Below are 25,675 nucleotides of genomic sequence, written 5' to 3' on the forward strand. Positions count from 1 at the left end.
GCCATGGCCGTCAGCACACCGGTCGCGGCCGCGGCGCCGCGCCCGGCCACGTCCACGACGGGCGCGACCGCGGTGACGGCGGCGCTCGTCCTGCTGGTCGCCGTACTCGCCGTGGTCGACATCACCCAGGGAACGGCCGCCGTCGGTGCGAGCCAGGTGTGGAAGGCGATCACCGGCGACGCCGACCCCGGCGACGCCTCCGTCGTGGTCGCCTCGCGGCTGCCGAGGGCCGTCGCCGCCGTCCTGGTCGGCGTCGCCCTCGGCGCGGCGGGCGCCGCACTGCAGGCGGTGAGCCGGAACGTCCTGGCCGCCCCTGACACCCTTGCGGTGAACGCCGGTTCGTATCTGGCGCTCGGCGTGCTCACCGTGACCGGCGCCTCGATCCCGCTGGTCGCCTCCTCAGGTGTCGCCTTCGCCGGCGCCCTGGCGGCGGCGGCCGTCGTGCTCGGGCTGTCGGGGCTGGGCGCGGGCACGGTCAGGCTGGTCCTGGCCGGCAGCGCACTCGCGCTCGGACTCGGCTCTGTCGCCGACGCGCTGCTGCTGCTCTTCCCCGAGCAGACCAACGGCCTCTACCAGTGGAGCCAGGGCAGCGTCAGCCAGAACGGGTTCGGCGGTGTCGTCCGGATGGCGCCGATCGCCCTTGCCGCACTGGCCGCGCTGCTGCTGGCAGGCCGCCGCATCGACGCGCTGTCCCTCGGCGACGACGCGGCACGCGGCCTCGGCGTCCCGGTCCGGCGCACCCGGGTCACGGTCGTCGTGCTGGCCGCGCTGCTCTCGGCGACCGCGGTGACGCTGGCCGGCCCGATCGGCTTCGTGGGCCTGTGCTCACCGGCGCTGGTGCGGCCGCTGGCGGGCAGGTTCCGGGTGTTCACGCGGGCACGCGCGGCGATGCCCGTCGCCGGCCTGGTGGGGGCGGTGCTCGTGCTCGGCTCCGATGTGGCGCTGCGCGCGTCGGTGGGGCCCGATTCCGCGGTCGCGGTGCCCACCGGGGTGATCACCAGTGCGGTCGGCGCGGTGTTCCTCATCCTGATGGCCCTGCGCACGCAGGACGGCGGCGCAGCCGCCGCACCCGACCGGCTGCGTATCCCGAGCCGGGCGGCGTTCGCCGTCACCGTGGCGGTGCTGGCGGTGGTGCTCGTCGGCGTGGTCGTCGCAGGGGTGCTCCTCGGGGACACCCGGCTGCTGCTCGGCGACGTCGTGAACTGGGCGCAGGGGCGGGGCGACCACATCGTCACGTTCGTCCTGGACACCCGGGTGCCGCGGGTGCTGGCCGCGCTGCTCGCGGGGGCGGCGCTCGCACTGTCGGGCACGCTGGTGCAGGCGGTCACCCGCAATCCGCTCGCCGACCCGGGCATCCTCGGCGTCTCCGGTGGTGCGGGACTGGGCGCCGTCCTGCTCGTCACCACCGTGCCCGCGGCGGGTTCGTGGAGCGTGGCAGGCGCGGCGCTCGGCGGCGCCGCGGCCACCGCGGCCCTGGTCTTCGGGCTCGCCGCGCGGGGCGGCTTCCGGCAGAACCGGCTGGTCCTCGTCGGCGTCGGCGCGGCGGCCGGCACGACGGCGCTGATCAGCCTGCTGATCGTGCTGACCGACCCGTTCAACGCGACCAAGGCGCTGACCTGGCTGTCGGGTTCGACGTACGGGCGCAGCCTGCCCGATGTGCTGCCGGTCGCGGCGGTGCTCGCCTTCGGCATCGTCGTGGCGGTCGTACGGCGGCGGGAGCTGGACCTGCTCTCCCTCGACGACGACACCCCGCGGCTGCTCGGCCTGCGCCTGGCCCCTGCATGCCTGGGCCTGCTGGCGACGAGCGTGCTGCTCAGCGCGACGGCGGTCGCCGCCGCCGGCACCATCGGCTTCGTCGGGCTCGTCGCACCGCACGCGGCACGCGCGCTCGTCGGCCGGCGGCACGTACGGGTCATTCCGGTCGCGATCATGCTCGGGGCGATCCTGGTGTGCGCGGCGGACCTGCTGGGCCGTTCCGTCATCGCCCCCGCCCAGCTCGGCGCCGGGCTGATGACCGCGGTGGTCGGAGCGCCGTACTTCCTCCACCTGCTGGTCCGCACCCGCAGGTAGCCCGCGCGGGCCGGGTGCGGGCGCCATGGAGTACGGCACCCGCGCACGGCCCGGTTGCGCGGCCGTCCACGGGGTGCGGAGCCGGGGGCATCGCGGGGGGGGCGGTGCCGGGCTGGCGGGCAGCGGGCAGCGGGCAGCGGGCAGCGGGCAGCGGGCAGGCTTCCACCGTCTCCCGTCGACCTTCCCGACGCCACCGGGACGGGGGGCGGTCGCCCTACGGACACCCACCAACTCGCGCCGCTACAGCGTCATTTGACGGCCCCCGGCGCAGGGAGGGAAGTTCATCTGCGTCCGCGACCATCGGCGGCCATGAGCAACCTCAGTCGCCGCATCTTCATCCTTGGCGGGCTCACCACCGCGGGCTCCGCTGCCCTCCAAATCGGGGCGATGGCGCAGCCGTCGGCCGCCGCCACCACTCCCTTCCCGTTCACGCTCGGCGTCGCTTCCGGGGAACCGGACGACAGCAGCGTGGTCCTCTGGACGCGTCTCGCGCCCGCACCGACCAACGCGGACGGTCAGGGCGGCATGCCCAACGCCGACGTCGCCGTCGACTGGCAGGTGTCGGCCAACCAGAACTTCACGTCCCTCGTCAGTTCCGGTACGGTCACCGCCCGCTACGCACAGGCCCACTCGGTGCACGCGCTGGCCGGAGGACTCACCCCGGACTCGGAGTACTACTACCGCTTCCGGGCCCAGGGGTTCATCTCCCCTGTGGGCAGGACCCGCACCGCACCGGCGCCGAACACGGTCGGGCGTGACTTCACGATGGCCTTCGCCTCGTGCGCCCACTACGAACAGGGCTACTTCACCGCCTACCGCCGCATGGCCGACGACCGCCCCGACCTGATCCTGCACCTGGGCGACTACATCTACGAGGGCGCCGCCACCGCCGGCGCGCTGCGCCAGCACCTCGGCAGCGAGATCGTGTCCCTTGCCGACTACCGCCGCCGCTACGCGCTCTACCGCAGCGACCCGGACCTGCAGGCCGCGCACGCGATCGCGCCGTGGCTGGTGGTGCCGGACGACCACGAGGTGGAGAACAACTACGCCGACATGGTCCGCGCCGACAGCAGCCCCGTGTTGACCACGGCACAGTGGACCGCGCGACGCACCGCCGCGTACCAGGCCTACTTCGAGAACATGCCGCTGCGGGCCGCCGCCACGCCCTCGGGCAACAGCATCCCGCTCTACCGCCGGGTCCGCTGGGGCACCCTCGCCACCTTCCACATGCTCGACACCCGCCAGTTCCGCGACGACCAGGCCTGCGGCGACGGCATGAAGGTCTGTGCGGACGCCGATCTGGCGACCCGTTCGATCACCGGCGCGGCGCAGGAGGCATGGCTGCTCGACGGACTCGGCCAGCACCTGGGCACCTGGGACCTCATCGGCCAGCAGGTCTTCTTCGCCCGCGACGTGAACGCGTCCGGCGCGATGAACATGGATGCCTGGGACGGGTACCGGGCCAGCAGGGCGCGGATCCAGCAGGGCATCATCGACCGGGCCGTACGCAATCCCGTCGTCCTCACCGGTGACGTGCACGCCTCGTGGGGCAGCAACCTCAAGGCCGACTACGCCAACCCGTCATCGGCGACGATCGGCTCCGAGCTCGTCTGCACCTCCGTCACCAGCGGCGGCAACGGAAGCGCCACCACGACGATCCCCGACGGATCGCTCAACCCGCATCTGCGCTTCTACTCCAACCGGCGCGGCTACGTCCGCACGCACATAACACCGTCCCAACTCACCGCCGACTTCCGGTCGGTGGCGACGGTGACCGAGCACGGGGCGGCAGCGACCACCGCCAGGACCTTTGTCATCCACGACGGACAGCCGGGGTTGGCCGATGCGTAAAATCTCAGTACTCGGCGCGACGATCGCGGGCTTCGCCGCGGTCCTCGCCATGATCTCACCGGCCTCTGCGGCCGGACCCTCGTCCTGGGTGACCGCGAACAGCACCGCCACCGGCGACCAGGACTCCGCCTCGGTCGCCGCCAACCGCCTCGGCGACGTAGCGGTGGTCTGGGAGGACGACCGCGACGCGACCGACCCGGGCGACGACGCGCACAGCGACGTGTGGGTGCGGATGTACCGCAACGGCACCTCCGCCTACGAGAAGAAGCTCTCGGCGGGCGGGACGTCGGGCACGTCCTGGCGGCACCTCCAGCCCGACGTGGGACTCGACGACCGGGGCAACACCGTCGTGGTGTGGGCCGAGGACCCGGACGGCAACGGGTTCTACAACATCACCTACCGTGTGCTCTCCCCGGCAGGTGCGATCCTGGGCTCAGGCCAGGCGAACGCGAGCGCCGACGGCCAGCAGATCCATCCGCGGGTCGCGGTCGACCCGGACGGCGCGCCCAACAGCACCACCGCGGTCGCGTTCTCCGTGGTGTGGGAGGACATCCAGGGCACCGCGGCGGCGACGGTGAAGGCTGCCGGGTTCACCGGAACCACCACCAAGGCCTACGAGGTGACGGTCAACGCGGCCGGCGGCGCGCACCACAACCCCGACATCGCGACCTCCGCCTCGGGTGACGCCGTCGTCGTGTGGGACGAGGACACCGACGACAACGGCCTCTACCAGGTCGGTCTGGTGAAGCTGGCCAAGGCGAACGGGGCCGTGACGCTCACCCGCCGCAGCGCCAACAGCATCAGCGGCGGACAGCAGCAACACCCTGCCGTGGCCGCCGACTTCAACGGCGACTTCGCCGTGGCATGGGAGTCCGACCACACCGGCACCCGCGGCGTCTGGGCCCGGTCGTTCACCGCGACCGGCACCGCAGGCTCAGCCGAGGTCGAGGTCTCCGGCGGAGCCGGTGCCGGCAACCCCACCGTCGGCATCGACGACCAGCGCGACGCCGTGGTCGGCTGGAGCGTCACCGGCACCGATCCGGCGGTCTGGGCCCGCGGCCTCAACCCCGACGGCACCTTCACCGGCCGACTGCCCGCCCAGTCCGTCAGCCAGGTCACGACCGGCCGGCAGGAGCAGCTCTCGGTGGCTTCCTCCCCCTTCGGCACCCTCGCGATGTCGTACACCGACGACAACGACGGCAATTCCTTCGACCAGGTCCTGATGAGTCTGGGAGCGACCAACTCGGACTGGTGACGCCCCCTTCGACCCATGGACGTCATCGCCCCGGGCGGGGTGATCCGGCAGGCGGCACCGGAACCGCGCGAGACCGCGGCTCCCGGCACCCCTGCCGGATCACCTCCTCGGCGGCACCCTAGGCAGTTCAGCCGAGCCGGAAGCAGCATTCCCTGTCCGGTGCGAGGCCCGAGAATGAGATCTTCGGCTCGCCCGGCGCGGGGCACACCGGATCCGTCGCGTCCTGACCTCCTGAGGAGTCCAGCACGATGAACACCCCTGAAAAGCTGACGGCGTCGGCCGCCGCCCTGCTCACCGACGGCGAGGGCCGGCTGCTGGTGGTGAAGCCGACCTACAAATCGGGGTGGAACCTACCCGGAGGACACGTCGACGAGGGGGAGACGCCACGCGACGCATGCCGGCGTGAGCTGCGGGAGGAGCTGGCACTCGACGTGGAGCCCGGTCGCCTGCTGGTGCACGCCTTCATGGCGGGTCACGGGCGCTCGCACGTCTACTACGTCTTCGAGGGTGGCGCGCTCACCTCCGAGCAGCAGGGGTCGATCGTGCTGCAGGAGGAGGAGTTGGCCGAATACCGGTTCATTGCCGAGCTCCCCGTGGAGGACATCCCGGCACCTCTACGACCCGCGTGGGACGCCGTCATGCAAGCCCGAGCCGACGGTGAGTCCACCTACCTGGAGCTGAGGTGAACCAGGGAGTCCCGAACGTCCCCACCCACACCGGCTGGTTCAGCCGCGGAGCGGGCTCGGGCCGGCGGCCGACGTGCTGGCGACCAGCCCTACGGCACCCGGACGGCGGCAGGCCTCACCGTCTCTCTACCATTGATCGTCCTGGTCCTGATCTTCCAGCGACGCATCGTCAGCGGGTCCGACCGCGGAAGGGGTGAAGTTCATGGGCGGCCTCAAAGTACTGTTCATCGGCGGAACCGGCATCATCAGTTCGGCATGTTCGCGACTGGCGCTGGAGCGCGGTCTCGACCTGCACGCGCTGACGCGCACCGATTCCTCGATCCGGCCCCTCCCACCGGGGGTGACGCGCCACCTCGCCGACATCCGCAGGCCCGAGACAGTGCGCGAAGCCCTGGGGGACCTAGAATTCGACGCGGTCGTGGACTGGGTCGCCTTCACCCGCGAGCACGTGTCGACCGACGTGGACCTGTTCGCCGGCCGCACCGGCCAGTACGTGTTCATCAGCTCCGCATCCGCCTACCAGACCCCGCCGAGCCACCTGCCGGTCACCGAGTCGACGCCGCTGCGCAACCCCTACTGGTCCTACTCACGGCACAAGATCGCCTGTGAAAACCTGCTGCTCGCGGCCTACCGGGACAGCGACTTCCCTGTCACCATCGTGCGCCCCTCGCACACCTACGACCCGGCGACGGTGCCCTTCGACGGCGGCTGGACCGTCATGAACCGGATGATCGAGGGCAAGGGCGTCGTCGTGCACGGCGACGGCACCTCGCTGTGGACGATCACGCACCACGAGGACTTCGCCCGCGGCTTCGTCGGCCTTCTGGGCAGGCACGAGGCGATCGGGGAGGCGTACCACATCACCTCCGACGAGTCCCCGACCTGGAACCGCATCTACACCGCCATGGCCCAGGCCGCCGGGGTGACCGCCGACCTCGTCCACGTCCCGTCCGACGCCGTCATGGCCCTGGACGAGGACTGGGGGTCAGGACTCCTCGGCGACAAGGCCCATTCCATGGTCTTCGACAACGCGAAGATCCGCCGCCTCGTCCCGGACTTCGACACCTTCATCCCCTTCGAACGCGGCGCCCGGGAAATCGTGGCCTGGTACGACGCGCACCCCGAGTACAAGGTCGTCGACGCACGCATGGACGCGCTCATGGACAGGCTCGTCGACGCCTACCGCCCCCGGCCCCTCTGACCACCGCCCGCAAGCCGGCGCGTCCACCGGCCGCGGGACCCTTGGGCGTCAGGGCCCGGCCCGCGACCACGCCCTCACCCTGGCCGTCCCGGGCGCCTGATCGAACTGCCCTCCCGCGGAAGAACCGGTGGCCGGCGCTGGCGGACCACCCGAGAGGGGCCGGTTAGGGTCTGTGTCATGTCTACCGTCACTGATCCTTCGCCCGCTCATACCCTGCGTCCCGCGTCCCGTGCCGACCTGCCCGCGGTACTGGCCCTGCTCGCCGACGAGGATCAGGTGGTGGACCCGGCGACCGTCGTGGTGACGCCGGCGTACGAGCGCGCCTTCGCGGCGATCGACACCGACCCGCGAAACGAGATCCTGATTCTGGTGGACGGCGACGGCACGGTGCTGGGGTGCCTGCAGGCGACGTACATTCCGGGACTCGGCAAGGGCGGTGCCGAGCGTGCCCTGATCGAGGCGGTACGGATCCGCGCGGACCGGCGTGGCGATGGGCTCGGCCGGACCCTGATGGCGCACGCGATCACGAGGGCACGCGCGCGTGGCTGCGCGCTGGTGCAGCTGACCAGCAACAAGCAGCGTGAGGCGGCGCACCGCTTCTATGCCGCGCTGGGCTTCGCGTGCAGCCACGAAGGGTTCAAGCTGGCGCTCTAGGACTCATGAGAGACCGGCCGTCCACCGCGGCGGCCCACCCTCCTCCGGTCCGCGGCCCGGTCGGCGGCTTGGCCGGCCTTCTCCCTCACGGCCGCCGGATCCGGCTGCCGGCGCCGCGCGGCCGCCGCGATCGGCGCCGAGGCCTTCTGTCGGGCAACTCGCCGTCTGAGTACGGGTACTCACGACACGTCCGCGCCGGTCGAGAAGGATGACCTCATGGGCCGGGGGGGACTCGGTTCCGCTGCGAGACTGCCGCCGGAGTGCCTGGCGGCGGGGACTTTCGACGCGACGGAGGACTCATGCGGGTATCGACCACCGTGACGGCGGCCGCCTGCGCGCTGCTGCTGACCGGCCTGACGGGCGGGGCCGCGGGAGCCGCGGACAGCGGCTTCACCGCCGATCCGCTGCCGCCCGGCAACGGATCCCTGATCGGCTCGATACGGCCCGACGGGCACACGACCTGGGCTTTCGGAATGCATTTCGCTCCCCCGGGACAGGGCCCGACCATCACCCCGCTGCTGTTCAGCAGGGACGATTCCGTGCCGGGTTCGTGGCGTCAGGTCCCGCTGGCGGCCTTCGCCGGCAGCAGCCGGATCAACGCGGCCGCGGCGGCACCCGCCGCTCACGGCGACGTGCGGGACGCCTGGCTGGTCGGCGACCACGACGCGTCCCTGGGCGGAGTGCTCACCGAGCACTGGGACGGCACGGCCTGGCACCTGGTCACCGTCCCCCTGCCCGGCGACGCGGTGGACGGCGGGCTGCTGTCGGTGTCAGAGGACTCGCCGCGCGACGTATGGGCCGCGGGCTGGTACCAGGTCGACACGACGGTGCAGCAGCCCGGCGGCGGCACCGTCACCGACACACGCTTCGAGGGGCTGATCGAGCACTGGGACGGGCGTGCCTGGCACAAGGTGCCGCTTGCGGACCCCGCCGCCTTCGATCCGAACACTGTGCTTGCCCGCGGCCCGCACGACGTCTGGGCAGGCGGCTACACCGACCAGGACCAGCCCGAGCTGCGGCACTTCGACGGCCGGACCTGGAAGACGGCCCCGCTGCCGACCACCGGCCTGTACGGCGAGGTGAACCAGATCGCCGCAGCGCCCGACGGCACCTTGTGGGCAGTCGGCCGAACCCTGCTGGACGAGAAGGACCGCGGCCATGCCCTCGTCCTGCGCGCCGCACCCGGCGGCGCCTGGCAGCAGGCCGCCGCGCCGGAGGGCACCGGGCGGCTGAGCGCACTGGCCGTCACCCCGCAGGGGGTCACCGTGGTGGGCGCCACAGCCCCGGACGACGACACATCCGCGGTACTGCGGCTCACCGGTACCCGCTGGCGCGACCTGGAGCTGCCGCAGCCGTCCGACTCCTCGGCGTACGTGGTGGGGCTGTCCGCCGCGCCGGGCACGATCACCCTGGTCGGAGGCAGCGTGCCGGTCGGCGCGGACGATTCCGTACCGCTGGTCCTGACGCGCCGCCGCTGAGCCGATCCGGCAGGCCCGGGCCACACCGGTCCGGGCCCGCGGAGCACAGGCTTCACCCGGCGACGTCGATCCGAGGTCGGAGGAGACTCGTCGGTGGACAAGCTGCGCCGGATCCTGTCCCGCCGCTGCTGCATGGTTCGCCCTTCCTCGCGAACCGATGTGCTCGGGGCCTGTTATTGAAATCCAGCCGACAGGCGTACGGCGGACCGGTACCGCCGCGAATCCCGGCGACGGCAACCGGCCTGGCCGAGACGCCGGCACACAGGACCACGCACGGCGTCAGCCCTCGGGAACGACCGCGACAGGGCACGTGGAGTGGTGCACGAGAGCATGGCTGACAAGCCCGAGCTGCAGTCCCACGGCCCCGTGGCGTCGGTGGGCGCCGACCACGAGCAGGTCGCTCGCGGCGGACGCGTCGAGCAGGGCGCTGCGCGTGTGCCCTTCCGCGGTCTCCTGCCGTACCAGGACTCCTGGATGATTCCGGGAGGCGCCGGCCAGTGCGTCGCCGAGCGTCCGCTCGGCGGACTGCTCTTCGGGGTCGGAGGAGTCCCCGTTCATGCGCTGGACGCCGGGAAGGTCACGTGCCGGACGGTGCCAGGCGTGGAGGGCGTACAGCTCGGCCCCGCGGACGTCGGCCTCGCGCAGGGCGAACGCGGTCGCCGCCGAGGACTCGCCGCCCACGCCGACCCCCAGCGTGACCCGCGAGAACTCGCCGCGGATGTTCTGCGCTCCGCCGCGGACCACGATGACCGGGCACTTCGCATGTGCGGTGACACCCAGGCTGGTCGACCCGAGCAGCATTCCGGTGACGCCGCCCCGGCCCCTGGTCCCGACGACGATCGCGAACGCGGATTCACCCTCGTGGCGGAGTGCCTGGACCGGGTCTCCTGACACCTTCAGGGTGGACACCTCCACCGTGGAACCGCTCTCCGCGACACGCCGCGTCGCCGTGGAGATCACCCGCTCCGCGAGCACTTCGGGAGGGGGCACCTTGCCGGGATCAGGCGGCATTCCGCCCTGATAGGACTCCGAAACGTGGACGAGCCGCAGCGGGACCTCGTGGTAGCCGGCCTCCGCGATCGCCCAGTCGAGCGCGTGCCAACTGGGCTCCGAGTCGTCAATGCCAACGATGAGAGGGCTCTGCATGGCTGCGGCTCTGCCTTCCGGGACACGGTGGCTGCGGGGACACTCCTGCGATTCCCCTCATCCTCACCGCGATCCCGCCGGGCCGCATCCGCTGTCAGGCCATATGCCTGGGCGGCAAGGGCACGGCGCGGTCGAACGGTCCTCCGACCGGCTCAGGCAGGGGCGCGGCCCGGCCATGCGAAGGGACAGGGCTGTCGTCAGGGAACGCCCAGGACTCGGTCACGAACACGAGAGCACCGCCCTTTCCTCCTCGGCGGCGACCGCCAGGCGGTACACCATGGACAAATCAGCCACTGACGCGCGACAAGCGATGCCATCGCGCCGAACCGGGCAGGACACGGGGCGAGATGGGGCCGAAGGGCCGTTCGCGGATCCCGGCACGCGTATCGTACGGTCCGCCCAGCAGTCCGGGGAGGACGCGCATGACCACTGCCCTTGACCTCCTGGCCCTCGGCCCGGACTTCACCCGCGACCCCTATCCGGTCTACGCCGAGCTGCGCGCCCGGGGTCCGGTCCACCGGGTGGTGGTGCCGGAGGGCGCCGAGGCGTGGCTGGTCGTCGGCTACGAGGCGGGGCGGGCCGCACTCGCCGACCCCCGGCTGTCGAAGGTGTGGGCCAACGCCGCTTCGAACCTCCAGGCGATGCGGGTCTCCGCCGGGCTGTCGCTGCTGAGCAGCGACCCGCCGGCGCACACCCGGCTGCGCAAGATGGTGGCCCGCGAGTTCACCACCCGGCGGGTGGGTGCGATGGCGCCACGGGTGCGGGAGATCGTCGCCGGGCTTGTCGCGACGATGGCCGCGGAGCCGTCCAGGCGGGCCGACCTGGTCGAATCGCTGGCCTTCCCGCTGCCCATCACGGTCATCTGCGAACTGCTCGGGGTGCCCTTCCTGGACCGTGCCGCTTTCCGCGGCTGGTCCAACGACGTCGTCGCGGCCACCGCCGAGCACACCCGGATGACCTCGGCTGCGGCGCTGAAGGACTACCTGGTCGGGCTGATCTCCGCGAAACGCGACCGCCGCGGCGAGGACCTGCTGAGTGCCCTGATCCACACCGCGGACGAGGACGGCGACCAGCTCAGCGCGGAGGAACTGCTCGGCATGGCGTGGGTGCTCCTGGTCGCCGGGCACGAGACCACCGTCAACCTGATCTCCAACGGGGTACTGGCGCTGCTCACCCACCCAGAGCAGCTCGCCGCGCTGCGGGCCGACCCCGAGGGGCTGCTGGACGGCGCCGTGGAGGAGATCCTGCGCTACGACGGGCCGGTGGAGACCCCGACTTACCGCTTCACCGTCGAGCCGGTCGAGATCGGCGGCACGGTCATCCCGGGCGACGGGCGGCTGGTGCTGATCGCGATCGCCGACGCCGACCGCGACCCGGCCCGCTTCCCCGAACCCGACCGTTTCGACATCCGGCGGGACGCCCGCGGGCACATCGCCTTCGGCCACGGCATCCACTACTGCGTGGGAGCCCCGCTGGCCCGGCTGGAGGCCCGGATCGCGCTGCGGGGCCTCCTCGACGCCTTCCCTGACCTGGCCCTCGACGCCGACCCGGCCGAACTCCCGTGGCGCGGCGGGGTGATGATGCGCGGCCCGCGGCAGCTCCCCGTGCGCTGGTGACCCGGGGGCGCGGGCCCGCTTCGGCGCCTTGCGACGCAGCGCACATCACGCCGCGAGCTTCCGGCGGCCCTCACAGGTCTCAGCGCTAGCGTCCGGTCGTCCCGTCGATCTGTTCCCGCAGGATGTCGGCATGGCCGGCGTGCCGGGTGGTCTCGCCGCTCATGTGGGCAACGACCCACCGCACCGAGTGCAACGTGCCGTCGACCGCTATCGCGACAGGCTTTTCCAGGTCGCCGGCGGCAAGAATCGCGGCGTCGCTTGCCGCGATCGCCGCGTCGTAATCGGCCAGCACCTGCAAGGCACTGCGACCGGCCGGCACCTCCATGTCGATGTCCCCGGGATTCTCCGACTCCCGACCGGCCACGTGGTACCCGAACCAGAACCGTTCCGCCAGGGTCAGGTGATGGACCAAGCCCAGCAATGTGGTCCCCGACTCGACCAGGACCCGGCGCAGCTGCTCCTCCGTCAGACCCTCGGTCTTCTTCACCACGCACTGCCTGGCGAAGGACAGGAAAGCCATCGCGGTGTCCATTTCGCCGCCGTCGTTGCGGGGCACGGGGCGGCGCTGCGTCTCAGCCATGCGGGTGACTCTAGCGGCACCCGTCGCGGCGGGGTTTCGGTCCCTGCCATTGACGGGGCTTCGGAACGATCGATAACTTCTGCACGGAGCCAAGCTTGACAACGTTGTCATACATCCGACGTGCCGCCGCCGATCGCGGTGGCCGAAGAGGAGATGCCTTCCATGCGCTCAAGCCGCCTGAAACTTTCCGTGACCGGCGCCGTCGTAGCCGTCCTGGCAGCCGGCACCGTGTCCGCGGCATCCCCTGAGGCGATCAGACCCGCGGGCCCGGGCCGGCCGGACTCCCCCGCCCGCACGAACGAGCTCCGCGCCACCGCGACCTACGAGGCGCTGGAGAAGTACCTCGGTACGACGGACGGCTCCGGGCTCTTCCACGAGCAGTATCCGGTGGCCGCAGCCGACAACCCGTATTCGTACGAATGGCCGCTGTCCCAGGTGCACATCGCGGCGCTGGACATCTCCGCGGTCGACCCGCACTACAAGTCGAAGCTCGCCGCCACGGACCGCGCCCAGGAGCACTACTGGAACCCGGCCGGCGGGACGACCGGGGTGGCGGGCTACGACTCCTACGTCATCGCCCCGTACGGGACGGGCGGCGACCTCTTCTACGACGACAACGAGTGGGTCGGCCTGGAGAAGGTCCAGGACTACCTCCAGCACCACGACCGAGCCGCGCTGTCGCGGGCAGAGCAGATCTTCACCCTGGTCGACTCCGGTTGGGACGACGACCCGAGCCACGCGGCTCCCGGCGGCGTCTTCTGGACCCAGGCGCCCTGGAGCCAGGACCGCAACACCGTGTCGAACATGCCCGCCGCCGAACTCGGCCTGCGGCTCTACGAGATCACCGGCAAACGGTCCTACCTGGATGACGCCCTGCGCTTCTACGACTGGACCAACGCCAACCTGCAGAGCCCGAGCGGCCTCTACTGGGACAACGTCAAACTCACCGGCGACATCGACCAGACCTTCTGGACCTACAACCAGGGCGTCCCCATCGGGGTCAACGTCCTGCTCTACAAGGCCACCCACGACCGCACGTACCTCGCGCGCGCCGAGCGGATCGCCAAGGCGGCCTACACCTACTACGTCACCGGCGACAAGCTCACGAGCCAGCCGGTGTACTTCAACTCGATCTTCTTCAAGAACCTGCTGCTGCTGGAGTCCGTCACCGGCGGCCACAAGTACCAGCAGGCGATGACCGGTTACGCAGACTGGGTGTGGAGCAGCGCCCGCGACCCGGAGACCGGCCTGGTGCACTTCGACACCGGCGGGACCACGCAGTCGATCCAGCAGGCGGCGGCAGCGCAGATCTTCGCGACGCTCGCCTGGCCGCGGTCGAAGTGGTCGACGCTGTACTGAGCCCGCCGCGGCCCGGCGGCCGAACCGCCGGGCCGCCTCCCGCGGGAGGCCGGCGTCGGCGGCCGGGCCGGAATTCCCGGACAGGTCACAGCACCGTCACAGGTCCTGCCCCGGCCGGCCCGGTCATGCACGATCTTTTCATGCGATTTCCTCTCCCCGCCGCGGCGGTCCTGTCCGGTGTCCTCCTCGGCCTTGCCGGCTGCTCTTCCGGCGGCGGCGACGGCAAGAGCGCCGAGACACCCGCCACCGGGACACCTGCGGCCAGCGCCTCGGCACCCGGTGTGTCGCCCTCCTCCGCGACACCGCCGACGGCAGAAGCGCCCCCCTACCGGGTGTACCGGGACTCTCCCGGCGGCGGCACGGACATCGGGCTCGCCGACCTGCTGCTGACGGGCACCGACGCGCGGAACCCGGCCGACGCCCGTGCCGCGATACAGGACTTCGTCCGGCTCCAGGACGCCAAGGGGACCGAGGTGGCCTACCTCGTCCATGTCGTCGTCTCCAAGGCGGCGGACGGCCGGTTCATCTGCCAGGGCGACTGGCGCAAGGACGCTGCTGCCGTCACCGCCTTCGGCGGGAAGCAGGGCCTGACGATCAACTGCCCCGCGCCGGCGGCGTCTTCGTGAGCAGTGCGCAGTGGTGCGGGCTCGGCGGCGGCACGGGCGCCGCTGCCGCCGCTGCCGCGGGCCCGGGTTCCGTCGGCGCCGCCGCCGACGCCAGGGTCCGCGCCGGGGATGGCCGGAAGACGCCGCTCGAAGCCCCCCGGGGAGGGAAGTTGTGGACAGCGGGGACGTGCACGGGACAATGGAAGACGAGGGGCGGCGGCCACGCGCGCCGCCCGAGGGGAGGCGTCCGATGAGCGGCCTCAGCAAAGGCATCGAACGGGCCGAGGCGCGGCTGATGTGGGACCCGAGTCCGCTGGGGGCTCCGCCGAGCGATCTGGACCTGATCGCGGCGACGTACCGGGTCGGGGCGGAGCACGGCGACCCGGCGTACCTGGTCGCCTACGACCACCGGTTCTCACCCGACGGCACGATCTGGCTCAACCGCGACAGCACGGACGGCAAAGGCCTGGGGTTCGACGAGGTGATGACCCTCGACCTGGGCCGGCTCGGCTCCGAGTACGGCCGGGTCGTGGTGGGCGTGGCGATCCAGCAGGGCTTCGGCCGATTGGAGTTCCAGGCCGTCGCGAACCCGGCATACCAGCTCGTGACCGGCTACACGGTGCTGGCCGAGGGCGACTTCACCCCGGTCGGCCCGGCCACGGGCGCGACGGTGGCGGAGTTCACCCGCACCGCCTCGGGCGCGTGGGAGTTCCACAGCCTGCTGGTCGGCTACGACGCCGACCCCGACACCCTCAGCCGGACGATGGGCCATCTGCGGGCCTGAGCGCCGGCCGCCGAAAGGCCGGTGAGGGCAAGCCTTCAAACCGGAGTCCTATACCCTCATTTGACCCCCGGAAGGCGGGTGACCACCCCTTTCCTTTGTGCCGCCCGCAGTGCCGCAGAACAGCGGACCAGCCATCAAACCGGCTTATCCACAGGGCGTGTTAGCCTCCCTCCAGTCACAATCGAACATTGGGGGGGCACGGTGGGGTTCGACGGCTACCAGGCCAAGGCGGGCATGACCGGCCAGGCCCGGCAACTCGACGACGCCGGCACGGGAATGGACGGTGTCAGCGCTGCCGTCAAGGCACGTATGCATTACTCGTACGGTGATGCCGGCGGGAATGACGCCGCATCGGCGATCAATGCGTTCGTCGAGGCCTGGGAGGCGGAGGCCAAGACGCTGGCGTCGGCGTTGCACGAGCTCGCGGGCAAGGTTCAGTTGAGCAAGAAGACCTACCACGGCACCGACGGCCTGGTGGAGACGGACGTGGACAGCCTCGCCGTCGGCCGCCTCACCGAAACGTCGGCCCCGGGCGGCCGGATCTCGTCCCTGTCGGAATTCTGAGGAACGGGCCGATGTCGTTCTTTTTCTCTCCCCTCGACTCCCCTTCCGTCCGCCTCGCGGAGCTCGCCGGACTGTCCAAGAAGATCCTCAATGCCGGGAGCAAGAACGAGCTCCTCGACCTGATCGACGACGCCCTCTCGGTGCCGGTACCGGGCGGTGACACAGGGACCCTGGAGAGCCTGGCAGGCCTCTACCGCGGCCAGGTCGACCATGTCAGCAGCGTCTCCGACCAGGTCGACCGGGTGGGCAGCAAGGGCCTGCCGCAGGTATGGGTCGGCGAGACGAGCATCCTCGCCTCCGACGCGGTGGGTGCCGCAGGGCGGTCGGTGACCCGGATGATCGAGGCTTTCCAGGGTGGCGCGACGGTGCTGGTGACGCTGGCCGACGCGATAGGCGCCGCGCAGCGCAAGGACGAGCAGGGCCGCGGGCAGTTGCTGGACCAGAAGAGGATGCTCGGCGGCAAGGACGGCTTCTTCGACAACCTGCACGAGAACGACGGGGAGGAGTGGGATCGTCTGCAGGGCGCCCACTTCGGCTCCTACGCGGTCGACATGATGCATGAAGCCGTCGCCGACGCGCAGGAGGCCACCCGCGTCGCGGCCCGGGACCTGAACAAGTGGGCCTCCGAGGCACGGGCCGGGAAGATGGGGACCAGCGAGCTGTCCGCCGTCGACAAGCTGATGCTCGCCGACACCGGCGTCGCGGGCGCCGACACCGAGCTGAACGAGATCATGACGGCGGGCGACCTGAAGCGCGCGTCGGCGCGTATGGACCAGTTGAGCCTGGACGACGAGACGGCCATGGAGCGGATGCTCGCGCAGTCGGACAGCCCGCAGGAGCGGGCCTACCTGATGAAGGCCCTGGCCGCCGGTCACAGCGTCTCGGAGATAGCCGCGTTCCAGGACAAGATCCACGGCAAGGACCCCGACTGGCTGCGCCGGCACCTCAGTCCCGTGGTCACCGCCGCGGACAGCCTGAACGACGAGGGCCTGGGGTCGGACGGCTCGAACAACAACAAGGACTCGGTGTCGTTCGACGGCCAATTGTGGATCCAGGGCGGCGACGGCTCCGAGGGCACCTGCGTGGCCTCGTCCACGGTCACCTCCCGTGCGATGGTCGACCCCGTGTACGCGCTCGACCTCACCGGCGGTCCCGACGGGCAGCAGGACGACCCCGCGGCCTTCCGGCAGCGCCTGGTCGACGAGCAGCACAGGCTGCACACCGCGGGCGACGGCGGCAAGGGCTGGGGCGGCATGGGGCCCGAGGGGCAGGAACGGATCAACGACACCACCGTCGGCAGTGCCACGGGAACCGACTACGACCGTCAGGACCTGAACAGCGACGCCGACCGCCGGGCGGTCCTCACCGATGTCGAGAAGTCGGTGGCGCAGGGGGTGCCCGTGCCGGTCGACGTCTCCGGCAAGGAGGGTGCCCACGCGATGACCATCATCGGCCAGGAGGGTGACAAGCTCCAGGTGTACAACCCCTGGGGCACCACCACCTGGGTCAGCGAGGACGACTTCATCAACGGCCGAATGGGCAAGGCTTCCACCAGTGATCTCCCCAACGCGTACAGCGTCTACCTCCCGCGGTGACCGGGGCCGCGCCGCGCTCGCGGCGGCCGCGCTCCTCGCTCTGGCCGCCGGCTGCGACTCGGACGCCGCGAGCGGCCCGACGAGCCACCCGGTGAAGGACACCAGCATCACCGCGAAGCCCGGTGAGCGCTTCACACTCGCCGTCGGCCAGAACGCCTCCACCCGCGAGTACTGGTATCTGGTCGACCCCAAGCCCGACGGCTCGGTGCTGGTCAGCCGCGGCCAGGACTACGCATCGGACTCCGGTGACGACGCGGCGCCCGGCTCCGGTGGCCGGCTCACCTTCACCTTCGAAGCCAAGGGCAAAGGGACCACCCGCTTCACGCTGCTGCACTGCACCTTCAGCACCTGCCGGGGCAACACCGCCGCGCGGCCCCCCGAGACGGCCGGCCCCTCCGCCGGCCCGACCACGGGCGCGGCGCCGGCGTCCGGGACCCCGGAGCGCATCACCTACACCGTCACTGTCGACTGAGCCGCAGCGGACCAGTCGGATGAAACGAGACCCCCGAGGCCCCGCATGAACGACGACGCCCCCTCCCCGCCGGACCGCACGGACGATGAGCTGGCCCGGCTCAACATCACCATCCTGCTGCGTTACGGCCTCACCGCCGCGCCCGGTACCCGGCGCACCGCCCTGTTCGGCGACGGCGCCGCGGCCGCGGCCGTCATCCTCGACCGCCTCGGCACCGAGCCGCGCTCGATCGCCTTCCTCGCCGACACCGTGCGCGCCGGCGGACTCGTCCGCGCCGCGGAGCTCCCCGAGCCGCTGCCCCGCCAGGAGGCGGCCGTCATCGTACGGGAGTGGCTGCGGACAGGCGCAGAACTCGCGGGCGGGATCGCCGCGGACGACAACGCTGCCGCCTGGCTGCGCGCCGTCGCCACCATCGTCGAGCTGAAGCAGATGACCCGCACGCAGGGCCGCAGTACCTGATCCCAGCCCTCCGGCTCCTCCCCCGCCCGCACCCCGACAGCGCGTCCCCGCGGCGTCAGGTCGACGTTCCTGTGCCCTGCCGGGATCGGAGCGGGTGTGCCCGGGGCGCGCATGGAAGGCGGAGTTCCGGCCACCAGACACCCATGGACACCACAGGCGGCGGGGCCGACGAGCGGACAGCGGGGCCGGCTGCACGTCCGGGACCCGACGAGAGGGTGCGGCGGCGGGAGCCGGAAGGGCCGGCCGAGCTGCCGAAGGGGTCGTGGCGGGCCGTGCTCAAGGGGACGGTCAGGGAGTTCAGGAAGGATGAGCTGTCGGACCGGGCGGCCGCCCTCACCTACTACAGCGTCCTGTCCCTCTTCCCGGCCCTGCTGGTGCTCGTCTCGCTGCTCGGGGTCGCCGGACGATCCGCGACGGACCGGGTGCTGGACAACGTCCACAGGCTGGCCCCCGGATCGGTGCGCGACATCCTCACCGACGCCGTGCGGCAGCTCCAGGGCAGGGGCGGGCTGGGCTCCCTCCTCGCGGTGGTCGGCCTCCTGCTGGCCGTCTGGTCCGCCTCCGGATATGTGGCGGCCTTCATCCGCACCGCCAACGCCGTCTACGACGTCCCGGAGGGCCGCCCGGTCTGGAAGGTGCTGCCGGTGCGGGTCGGGGTGACCGTGGTGCTGATGGTGATCGCCGCCGCGAGCGCGCTCATCGTGGTGTTCACCGGCGGCCTCGCCCGTCAGGCGGGCGGCTGGCTCGGGGTCGGCGACCCGGCGGTGACCGCGTGGTCGATCGCCAAGTGGCCGGTGCTGGTCCTCCTGGTCATCATCATGATCGCGATCCTGTACTGGGCGACCCCCAACGCCAAGGGCCGCGGCTTCCGCTGGATCACCCCGGGCAGTGTCCTGGCCCTGCTCATCTGGCTGGCCGCCTCCGCGGGCTTCGCGTTCTACGTCGCGGGCTTCGGTTCCTACAACAAGACCTACGGCACCCTCGCCGGTGTGATCGTCTTCCTGGTGTGGCTGTGGATCACCAACCTGGCGATCCTCCTGGGTCTCGAATTCGACGCCGAGCTGGCCCGTGAGCGCGCGGTGGCCGGCGGCTTTCCCCGCGGCAAGGAGCCGTACGTCCAGCCGCGCGACACGCGCGCGTGGAGCGAGGAGGACCGCCACCGCCTGGAGTGAGCGGAAACCGCCCCGACGTGAAGCTTCGCAGGGAACCCCGACAGGCCGACCCCGCGTGCGGGTCCGGCGGGCGTCGAGCAGACTGGCCGTATGGAGCAGCCCCGCGTCATCGTCGAGCCAGTGGTGGGCGGTCGCCGGCGGGTGCGCGTCGGGACGGAGATCCTCGGCGTGGCGTGCGGCCCGGTGGACGTCATCGAATTCCTGCGCCGCGCCGGCCTCGACCCCGACCAGGTCGACCTCGACGACCCTGACCTGGTCGATTGGCGTGGCGGCGGATCCGACGTCTGGACATGACGAGGGTCTGCCATACGACCGCGGGTGAGATGGCCTGCGGGTGCCGGACACCCGGGGGATCCGTGCCGCGCTTTTCGTACCCGGCTCGATGGCGGCCCGCTGCCCGGGGGCGCCGGGAGCGGGATCTCCGTGCGCGGCTGCCCGCCGGGGCGGGGGTCTCGCCCCCGCCCCGTGGCAGCGGTCAGCCGCGGCCGAATGGCTCGGACGGGACGCCGTTGATGGTGGTTCCGCCCTGCTGCCAGGAGACGGCGACCTCGCTGACGAAATCGGCAGGGAAGTCGAGCTTCGGCGTGGTCAGTTCGGCGAGTTCGGTGAGCTGCTCGTCCGGGACGGTGACATCCAGGGACGCCAGGTTGGCGTCGAGTTGCTCCACCGTGCGGGCACCGATGATGGTGGAGGTGACCTCGGTCCGGGCCCGTACCCATGCGAGCGCCACGGCGGCGACGGAGGCGTTCAGGTCGGAGGCGATGCGCTGGAGGACGTCCAGCAGCGCGAAGGTGGGCTCGGTGAGGTGGGCGGCGGCCCATTGGGCGCGGCCCGATCCCTCCGGCGCGGGGTTGTCCCTCGAGTACTTGCCAGAGAGCACTCCGCTGGCCAGCGGGCTCCAGGGGGTGACGCCGAGGCCCAGCTCGCGGGCGACGCCGAAGAGTTCGCCCTCGACGGTGCGCTGGAGCAGGGAGTATTCGACCTGGATCGCGGCCACCGGCGCCCAGCCGCGGAAGTCGGCGATGGTGCCCGCGCGGGCGACTTCCCAGGCGTGGGTGTCGGAGAGTCCGATGTAGCGGATCTTCCCCGCGCGCACCAGGTCGTCCAGCGTCGCCATGGTCTCTTCGACCGGGGTGTGACGGTCGAAGTTGTGCTGCCAGTAGAGGTCGATGTAGTCGGTGCCGAGCCGGCGCAGTGACGCCTCGACCTGGTGCATGATCGCTTTGCGGCCGGCGCCCCCGCCGTTGGGGTCGCCGGGGAACATGTTCCCGCCGAACTTCGTCGCCAGGACCAGGCGGTCCCGCAGGCCGGGGTGCCGGGCGAGATAGCCGGCGATGGTTTCCTCGGACTTGCCGCCGTTGTATCCGTTGGCGCTGTCGAGGAAGTTCCCGCCCGCTTCCAGATAGCGGTCGATGATGCGGTGGGAGGTCTCGGTGTCGGCGCCCCAGCTGGCGTCGCCGAAGGTCATCGCCCCCAGGGCGAGCGGGCTGACCCGCAGGCCCGAGCGGCCCAGGGTGCGATAGGAGTCGAGTCCCATGGTTTCTGCCTTCCTCCGTGGACCGAGCCGGCTGGCCCTGGAAAACCTATCGCTGACGGCCCGCCGTTTCCGTGTCCGCCCGTCGGCGAGCCCGAAAGGAGCGGGAGCCGTCAACGACTGCCGAGAGCTCGTGCGAGTCCGCCGACGGGTGCCGGCACGTGCCCGCCGTCACCCGGGCACCACCACACCGCCTCGCGCTCTCGTTCCGAGCCGTGGACACCGAGGTCGTGGCGGGGGCACACCGGCCAGACCTGCCAGGTGCGTTCGAGCAGGCTTTCCTGGATCAGGACCGCCAGGGCGGCCAGCGCCGTGGCCGGGTCGTCGCACATGTCCGGCAGGATGAGGCCGCCCCAGTCGAGCGGTTCGCCGCCGGCCAAGCGCACCCCGGCTCCCACCGGGAACCAGTCCTCCAGCACCTCGATCTCCGGTTCGCCCTCGATCCCGCGCGTTGGCAGGTCGCGGGCAATGACGCGCAGCGCGGCGCGCAAGGTCTCCACACGCTCGGGGGCGAGGGTGAAGCCGGGTTCGAAGCCCGCCGCGTCCAGCAGCCGCCGGGCCAATGCGGTCATCTCCGCCGGCGGCACCTGGGCAGGATCCCGTTCGACGACCTCCCGGACGGCGTCGGTGTCAAGGCACCGGTCGAGCAGTTCGCAGGCGAGGGCGACGACGTCCTGCGGGTCGAGGTCACCCTCGCGCAGGCCGAGGTGGACCCTTCGCTGCAAAGGGTCCGCATCCGCTCCGTACCCAGCCGCGGCGTCGCTCACCGGCCCAGTATCCGGCCCGGCGCGACACCCCGCCGCCTGGTTTTCCCTGCATGGCGGGTGCCGGTGACCCGAAGCCCCGGCCTGCGGGATTCTCGCAGGCGGCGGTGGACCTAGGATGGGCCCGGCGCGGAGCCCTCCGGGGGGCGGCTCGCGCGGACAGGGACATCGGAGGGGGCGGCATGCCGCGGTGGGAAGACGTCGATCGCAAGGTCCGCACAGGGACCCCGATGCCGAGCGCGTGGGGTGGCTCGGGCACTCTGCTCGGCAAGCTGTGGGGCCGCAAGGTCCCGGTTGTCGACCCCTCCTTCGGGGACCCGCGGCTCGCCCGGATGCGGGCGGCTGCTCTGGAGGGCGGCCCCGGGCGGTGGGCCGCGGTGCGCGCGCCACTGGCCGCGGCCCATGGGCCGGAGGACCAGAGCTTCCTGGTCACGGGGATACACAAGATCTCCGGTGTCGAGCGGTGGATATCCGACGAGGTCGAGCAACACCCCGACGACACCCTGGCGTTGCTGGTCTCCGGCGCCCGGCATGTGGCGTGGGCGTGGCAGGCGCGCGGCGGCGGGTGGGGAAGCAGCGTTCCCGAACCCCAGCTGACACTGTTCCAGGAGCGGCTGCGGATCGCCGAGCGGCAGCTGTTCGAGGTCGCGGAGCGCGAACCGCACTGGGCCGCCCCGTGGTATTTCCTCCAGATGTGCGGCCGTGGACTGCAGGTCGGCCCGGAAGAGGCCGCCAAGCGCTTCGAGGCGACCTTGCGCCGGGCTCCCGGCCACGTGGGCGCGCACCTGCAGCACCTCCAGCAGGTGAGCGGGAAGTGGGGTGGTTCGCACCGCGAGATGTTCGACTTCGCCCGCAGGACGGCCCGTTCCGCGCCGGAGGGCAGTCCGCTCGGCCAGCTCGTGGCCATGGCGCACCTGGAGAATTGGCTCGACGACGGCGGCGGCGAGGTGTCCCCGGTCCTGCGCGACCCCGGGGTGGTCCGTGAGCTGCACGCGACGGCCGCGCTGTCGGTGCACCACCCGGCGTTCGTGCGGGAGCGCGACTGGGCGATCGGCGTCAACATCTTCGCCATGGCCTTCGCGCTCGCCGGGGAGAACGCCGCGGCCCGCGTCATGTTCCGGTCGTTGGGCGGTCGCGTCACCGAGACGCCCTGGATCTACATCAACGGCCAGTCCCCGGTCGTGCCCTTCCTCGCCTGGCGGACCCGCGTGGGCGCCTGACACGCGCCGGAAAGCGGTTGTCCAGCGCTTGGCCAATGCGTGCGCAGATCAGCTGGTACGTCGGCCTCTGCCTGAGTCGCAGCCGTCCCGGCCGTTCGCGAGGGCCCAGACGCAAGGAGCCCGCGGATCAGATGTGTGTGAACTTGTTTCTTTGTCGCGAGGGTTGACCCCTAAAGAAACATGACAGCACACTGTGCACCATCCTCCTGACGGTACGTCGCACTCCCGGTGGGCTCACCGCACGCGCCCTCTTCCGTCAATTGCATGCCGAAGGACGCCTTCATGCCGAGAATCGCGAGGTTTGCACCCCTGCGGGCGTCGGCGGGAGTTCGCGTCTGCCGAGGGGCCATCGGGCCCCACAGGTCCCAGCCACGCCCACCCTCACCCGCTCCGGCCGGCCCCGGGCAAGGAGTACGTCTCACAGGCCACCTTCGCCACCGCACCACCTTGGCCGTCACCCCCCACACCGCCAGGAGAGTTCGCAGTGAAGATCAGAGTTCCGCGCCTTGCCGCCGCAGTCCTCACCACAGCCATGATGTCGGTCGGGCTGCTGACCGGGAGCATCACCGCGCATGCCGCTCCGGCAGCGGCTGCCGCGTCCACCGGGCAGTTCCACGGAGTGAACTGGGCCGACCCCGACGACAACTTCATCACCGGCCCGAACGTCCCCGTGGGCCTGTCGACGTCGGACAGCTACGCGACCGTGGCCACGAAGTCCACCGCCATCCTCAAGGGCTTCCAGAACCTCGGCGCCAACACCGTCCGCTTGGGATTCAACGCGGCGACCACCTCCGGGTCCTGGTGGAACAGCTACACCGCGGCCCTGGACACCGCCACCGCACTGGGCATGAACGTCATCGTCGCCCCCTGGCTCCAGGGCGGGAAGGTCAGTGACACCGCATCGTTCAACCAGATGTGGGACACGATGATCAACAAGTACGGCGCCAAGAGCAACTTCTACTTCGACATCATGAACGAGCCCTACGGCTACAACGCCACCGACCTGACCAACTTCGAAGCCTCCTGGCTGGCGCGCTACCCCAGCCTCCCCCGCGGCCATGTGATCGTGCCCGGCCTGTACTCGGACGGGAACCTCTGCGCCGTCGGCTCTGACTCCCGCCTCTCCGGCACCCTGTTGTCGATCCACATCTACGGCATGTTCGGCGACTCGCACACCACCGAAGCCGACTGGGTCAACGACTTCACCGGCAACCTGTGCGGCCACGCCGACCGCGCCGTGCTGACCGAGTTCGGCGTCCCCATGAACACCGGGGTCAACTACAACGGCCCCAAGAACGGCACCAACGACCTGTCGTACCTCTACGGAATCACCGACACCGTACGCAACCTGGGCATGGGCTCCGTCCTGTGGACCGGCGTCAAGCAGGCGGCCCAGACCCAGGGCCCCGGCCCCTGCGAGAGCGCGTCCTGCGCCATCACGACGCTGAACGGCAGCGGCACCAGCCTCTCCGTGAGCGTCACCAACCAGTCCGGGCTCGACCGCCTCCAGTGGGGCTGGGGCATCGGAACCAACCCCGGCGGCGGCACCGACACGGGCAACACCGGCCCTCTGCGCGGCGTCGGCTCCAACCGCTGCGTGGACGTACCCAACGCGTCCTCCACCAACGGCGTCCAGACCGCGCTCTGGGACTGCAACGGCGGTGGCAACCAGCAGTGGAACCTCACCTCCGCCAAGGAGCTGCGCGTCTACGGCAGCAAGTGCCTGGACGCCTCCGGAGCAGGAACCGCCGCGGGTACCAAGGTCGTCATCTGGGACTGCAACGGCGGTGCCAACCAGAAGTGGAACCTCAACAGCGACGGGACCGTGACCGGCGTCCAGTCCGGCCTCTGCCTGGACGTGACCGGTGCCTCCACCGCCGACAGCGCCCCGATCGAGCTGTGGAACTGCACCGGCGGCAGCAACCAGAAGTGGACCCGCAAGTAGCTCCGTCAGCTGCGCGCTGTCCACGGCGGGCGGGTCCGGGCCTCCCGGACCCGCCCGGCCCGCGTGCGCCGGTCGCGGACCGGCCCCGAACGCGGTGCGGAGCCGGTGGCCGGGCGCGCTTCGGCGACGGTGGCCACGGGATCCGAGAACCAGTGTGGCCCGTGGCGATCGGCCGGATCGGGGCGAGCCGGTCAGGCTTCGGCGGGGTTGCGGGAGGAGGCGCGCAGTTCCTCGTTGATGCGCTGGGCTTCTTCGAGCTGGTCCTCGAGGATGACGATGCGGCAGGCGGACTCGATCGACGTGCCGCGGTCGACGAGCTCGCGGGCGCGGGCGGCGATGCGCAGCTGGTAGCGGGAGTAGCGGCGGTGACCGCCCTGCGAGCGCAGCGGGGTGATCAGGCGGGCTTCACCGATGGCGCGCAGGAAGTTCTGGGTCGTGCCCAGCAGTTCGGCTGCCCGGCCCATGGTGTAGGCGGGGTAGTCGTCGTCTTCGAGCCGGTTGTACGAGTCGCCTGCTGTCATCTCGCCTCTCTGCGGAACGCGCGTGGAGGGGCCTTGGTGCCGTACGGCACCAAGGCCCCGAAGGAACCAGTACACCATCTGCCGACGCGGCTACTGCGCCGGCCTTCTGTTTCCGCGGACCCGACCGTACTGCTGCCGGGGGCG

General features: G+C 71.4%; 24 protein-coding genes. 19 read left to right on the plus strand and 5 right to left on the minus strand.

Annotated features, from left to right (window positions below; translation table 11 throughout):
• Positions 1-3: 3 nt before the first annotated feature.
• From ACGFMP_RS13090 to ACGFMP_RS13120, 7 genes are all read left to right on the plus strand, one after another.
• Positions 4-2,070, plus strand: a complete 2,067-nt coding sequence (locus ACGFMP_RS13090) for an iron ABC transporter permease (protein ID WP_393672269.1) — start codon at positions 4-6, stop codon at positions 2,068-2,070.
• Between the two features lie 309 nt (positions 2,071-2,379).
• Positions 2,380-3,921, plus strand: a complete 1,542-nt coding sequence (locus ACGFMP_RS13095) for an alkaline phosphatase D family protein (RefSeq protein WP_393672270.1) — start codon at positions 2,380-2,382, stop codon at positions 3,919-3,921.
• Positions 3,914-5,176: a hypothetical protein gene (locus ACGFMP_RS13100; protein ID WP_393672271.1), complete on the plus strand. Its 1,263-nt coding sequence runs from the start codon at positions 3,914-3,916 to the stop codon at positions 5,174-5,176. The genes ACGFMP_RS13095 and ACGFMP_RS13100 overlap by 8 nt, the downstream gene beginning before the upstream one ends.
• 248 nt (positions 5,177-5,424) lie before the next feature.
• Positions 5,425-5,862, plus strand: a complete 438-nt coding sequence (locus ACGFMP_RS13105) for an NUDIX domain-containing protein (RefSeq protein ID WP_393672272.1) — start codon at positions 5,425-5,427, stop codon at positions 5,860-5,862.
• A 202-nt stretch (positions 5,863-6,064) separates the two neighbouring features.
• Complete coding sequence (locus ACGFMP_RS13110) at positions 6,065-7,063, plus strand: NAD-dependent epimerase/dehydratase family protein (protein ID WP_393672273.1); 999 nt, start codon at positions 6,065-6,067, stop codon at positions 7,061-7,063.
• A gap of 177 nt (positions 7,064-7,240) precedes the next feature.
• The gene (locus ACGFMP_RS13115) at positions 7,241-7,717 is read left to right on the plus strand and encodes a GNAT family N-acetyltransferase (protein WP_393672274.1); all 477 of its coding nucleotides are present in this window, start codon (positions 7,241-7,243) and stop codon (positions 7,715-7,717) included.
• Between the two features lie 299 nt (positions 7,718-8,016).
• A complete protein-coding gene (locus ACGFMP_RS13120; RefSeq protein ID WP_393672275.1) occupies positions 8,017-9,195 on the plus strand; it encodes a hypothetical protein in 1,179 nt (392 codons plus the stop codon).
• A 279-nt stretch (positions 9,196-9,474) separates the two neighbouring features.
• On the opposite strand, the gene ACGFMP_RS13125 is transcribed toward ACGFMP_RS13120, so the two are convergent.
• Positions 9,475-10,341, minus strand: coding sequence for a universal stress protein (locus ACGFMP_RS13125; RefSeq protein WP_393672276.1), 867 nt, complete (start codon positions 10,339-10,341; stop codon positions 9,475-9,477).
• 422 nt (positions 10,342-10,763) lie between these two features.
• Here ACGFMP_RS13125 and ACGFMP_RS13130 point away from each other — a divergent pair, with 422 nt between their 5' ends.
• A complete protein-coding gene (locus tag ACGFMP_RS13130) occupies positions 10,764-11,957 on the plus strand; it encodes a cytochrome P450 (RefSeq protein ID WP_393672277.1) in 1,194 nt (397 codons plus the stop codon).
• Positions 11,958-12,042: 85 nt separating this feature from the next.
• Here ACGFMP_RS13130 and ACGFMP_RS13135 read toward each other — a convergent pair whose 3' ends face one another.
• On the minus strand, positions 12,043-12,537 hold the full coding sequence (locus ACGFMP_RS13135) for a DUF664 domain-containing protein (protein WP_393672278.1): 495 nt from the start codon (positions 12,535-12,537) through the stop codon (positions 12,043-12,045).
• A gap of 162 nt (positions 12,538-12,699) precedes the next feature.
• Between ACGFMP_RS13135 and ACGFMP_RS13140 the strand changes: the two genes are divergently transcribed.
• The 9 genes from ACGFMP_RS13140 to ACGFMP_RS13180 all read left to right on the plus strand — a co-directional run bounded on the left by ACGFMP_RS13140 (position 12,700) and on the right by ACGFMP_RS13180 (position 19,841).
• Complete coding sequence (locus tag ACGFMP_RS13140; protein WP_393672279.1) at positions 12,700-13,896, plus strand: glycoside hydrolase family 76 protein; 1,197 nt, start codon at positions 12,700-12,702, stop codon at positions 13,894-13,896.
• A gap of 140 nt (positions 13,897-14,036) precedes the next feature.
• A complete protein-coding gene (locus ACGFMP_RS13145) occupies positions 14,037-14,522 on the plus strand; it encodes a hypothetical protein (protein ID WP_393672280.1) in 486 nt (161 codons plus the stop codon).
• A gap of 229 nt (positions 14,523-14,751) precedes the next feature.
• Positions 14,752-15,285, plus strand: coding sequence for a TerD family protein (locus tag ACGFMP_RS13150; RefSeq protein ID WP_393672281.1), 534 nt, complete (start codon positions 14,752-14,754; stop codon positions 15,283-15,285).
• A 201-nt stretch (positions 15,286-15,486) separates the two neighbouring features.
• The gene (locus ACGFMP_RS13155) at positions 15,487-15,849 is read left to right on the plus strand and encodes a hypothetical protein (RefSeq protein ID WP_393672282.1); all 363 of its coding nucleotides are present in this window, start codon (positions 15,487-15,489) and stop codon (positions 15,847-15,849) included.
• An 11-nt stretch (positions 15,850-15,860) separates the two neighbouring features.
• Positions 15,861-17,444, plus strand: coding sequence for a peptidoglycan-binding protein (locus ACGFMP_RS13160; RefSeq protein WP_393672283.1), 1,584 nt, complete (start codon positions 15,861-15,863; stop codon positions 17,442-17,444).
• Between the two features lie 91 nt (positions 17,445-17,535).
• Positions 17,536-17,916, plus strand: coding sequence for a protease inhibitor I42 family protein (locus ACGFMP_RS13165; protein ID WP_393672284.1), 381 nt, complete (start codon positions 17,536-17,538; stop codon positions 17,914-17,916).
• 45 nt (positions 17,917-17,961) lie between these two features.
• Positions 17,962-18,375: a hypothetical protein gene (locus tag ACGFMP_RS13170; RefSeq protein ID WP_393672285.1), complete on the plus strand. Its 414-nt coding sequence runs from the start codon at positions 17,962-17,964 to the stop codon at positions 18,373-18,375.
• A 143-nt stretch (positions 18,376-18,518) separates the two neighbouring features.
• On the plus strand, positions 18,519-19,547 hold the full coding sequence (locus ACGFMP_RS13175; protein ID WP_393672287.1) for a YihY/virulence factor BrkB family protein: 1,029 nt from the start codon (positions 18,519-18,521) through the stop codon (positions 19,545-19,547).
• A gap of 90 nt (positions 19,548-19,637) precedes the next feature.
• Positions 19,638-19,841 (plus strand): hypothetical protein, encoded by a 204-nt coding sequence (locus tag ACGFMP_RS13180; protein ID WP_393672288.1) that lies wholly within the window; start codon positions 19,638-19,640, stop codon positions 19,839-19,841.
• A 181-nt stretch (positions 19,842-20,022) separates the two neighbouring features.
• On the opposite strand, the gene ACGFMP_RS13185 is transcribed toward ACGFMP_RS13180, so the two are convergent.
• Positions 20,023-21,084: an aldo/keto reductase gene (locus tag ACGFMP_RS13185; RefSeq protein ID WP_393672289.1), complete on the minus strand. Its 1,062-nt coding sequence runs from the start codon at positions 21,082-21,084 to the stop codon at positions 20,023-20,025.
• 110 nt (positions 21,085-21,194) lie between these two features.
• Positions 21,195-21,806 (minus strand): hypothetical protein, encoded by a 612-nt coding sequence (locus tag ACGFMP_RS13190; protein ID WP_393672290.1) that lies wholly within the window; start codon positions 21,804-21,806, stop codon positions 21,195-21,197.
• A 221-nt stretch (positions 21,807-22,027) separates the two neighbouring features.
• On the opposite strand from ACGFMP_RS13190, the gene ACGFMP_RS13195 reads away from it, so the two are divergent.
• Together ACGFMP_RS13195 and ACGFMP_RS13200 are read left to right on the plus strand one after the other, a co-directional pair.
• Positions 22,028-23,065: a hypothetical protein gene (locus ACGFMP_RS13195; RefSeq protein WP_393672291.1), complete on the plus strand. Its 1,038-nt coding sequence runs from the start codon at positions 22,028-22,030 to the stop codon at positions 23,063-23,065.
• Positions 23,066-23,549: 484 nt separating this feature from the next.
• A complete protein-coding gene (locus tag ACGFMP_RS13200; RefSeq protein ID WP_393672292.1) occupies positions 23,550-25,010 on the plus strand; it encodes a ricin-type beta-trefoil lectin domain protein in 1,461 nt (486 codons plus the stop codon).
• A 191-nt stretch (positions 25,011-25,201) separates the two neighbouring features.
• Here ACGFMP_RS13200 and ACGFMP_RS13205 read toward each other — a convergent pair whose 3' ends face one another.
• Positions 25,202-25,531: a MerR family transcriptional regulator gene (locus ACGFMP_RS13205; protein WP_393672293.1), complete on the minus strand. Its 330-nt coding sequence runs from the start codon at positions 25,529-25,531 to the stop codon at positions 25,202-25,204.
• Between the last annotated feature and the right edge of the window lie 144 nt (positions 25,532-25,675).

The organism is Streptomyces sp. NPDC049040 (assembly GCF_043197715.1).
Taxonomy (GTDB): Bacteria; Actinomycetota; Actinomycetes; order Streptomycetales; family Streptomycetaceae; genus Actinacidiphila.

Coding starts and splice junctions, on each gene's coding strand:
- ACGFMP_RS13090 (WP_393672269.1), top strand. CDS start 4: ATGGCCGTCAGCACACCGGTCGCGGCCGCGGCGCCGCGCCCGGCCACG.
- ACGFMP_RS13095 (WP_393672270.1), top strand. CDS start 2,380: ATGAGCAACCTCAGTCGCCGCATCTTCATCCTTGGCGGGCTCACCACC.
- ACGFMP_RS13100 (WP_393672271.1), top strand. CDS start 3,914: ATGCGTAAAATCTCAGTACTCGGCGCGACGATCGCGGGCTTCGCCGCG.
- ACGFMP_RS13105 (WP_393672272.1), top strand. CDS start 5,425: ATGAACACCCCTGAAAAGCTGACGGCGTCGGCCGCCGCCCTGCTCACC.
- ACGFMP_RS13110 (WP_393672273.1), top strand. CDS start 6,065: ATGGGCGGCCTCAAAGTACTGTTCATCGGCGGAACCGGCATCATCAGT.
- ACGFMP_RS13115 (WP_393672274.1), top strand. CDS start 7,241: ATGTCTACCGTCACTGATCCTTCGCCCGCTCATACCCTGCGTCCCGCG.
- ACGFMP_RS13120 (WP_393672275.1), top strand. CDS start 8,017: ATGCGGGTATCGACCACCGTGACGGCGGCCGCCTGCGCGCTGCTGCTG.
- ACGFMP_RS13125 (WP_393672276.1), bottom strand. CDS start 10,341: ATGCAGAGCCCTCTCATCGTTGGCATTGACGACTCGGAGCCCAGTTGG.
- ACGFMP_RS13130 (WP_393672277.1), top strand. CDS start 10,764: ATGACCACTGCCCTTGACCTCCTGGCCCTCGGCCCGGACTTCACCCGC.
- ACGFMP_RS13135 (WP_393672278.1), bottom strand. CDS start 12,537: ATGGCTGAGACGCAGCGCCGCCCCGTGCCCCGCAACGACGGCGGCGAA.
- ACGFMP_RS13140 (WP_393672279.1), top strand. CDS start 12,700: ATGCGCTCAAGCCGCCTGAAACTTTCCGTGACCGGCGCCGTCGTAGCC.
- ACGFMP_RS13145 (WP_393672280.1), top strand. CDS start 14,037: ATGCGATTTCCTCTCCCCGCCGCGGCGGTCCTGTCCGGTGTCCTCCTC.
- ACGFMP_RS13150 (WP_393672281.1), top strand. CDS start 14,752: ATGAGCGGCCTCAGCAAAGGCATCGAACGGGCCGAGGCGCGGCTGATG.
- ACGFMP_RS13160 (WP_393672283.1), top strand. CDS start 15,861: ATGTCGTTCTTTTTCTCTCCCCTCGACTCCCCTTCCGTCCGCCTCGCG.
- ACGFMP_RS13170 (WP_393672285.1), top strand. CDS start 17,962: ATGAACGACGACGCCCCCTCCCCGCCGGACCGCACGGACGATGAGCTG.
- ACGFMP_RS13175 (WP_393672287.1), top strand. CDS start 18,519: ATGGACACCACAGGCGGCGGGGCCGACGAGCGGACAGCGGGGCCGGCT.
- ACGFMP_RS13180 (WP_393672288.1), top strand. CDS start 19,638: ATGGAGCAGCCCCGCGTCATCGTCGAGCCAGTGGTGGGCGGTCGCCGG.
- ACGFMP_RS13185 (WP_393672289.1), bottom strand. CDS start 21,084: ATGGGACTCGACTCCTATCGCACCCTGGGCCGCTCGGGCCTGCGGGTC.
- ACGFMP_RS13195 (WP_393672291.1), top strand. CDS start 22,028: ATGCCGCGGTGGGAAGACGTCGATCGCAAGGTCCGCACAGGGACCCCG.
- ACGFMP_RS13205 (WP_393672293.1), bottom strand. CDS start 25,531: ATGACAGCAGGCGACTCGTACAACCGGCTCGAAGACGACGACTACCCC.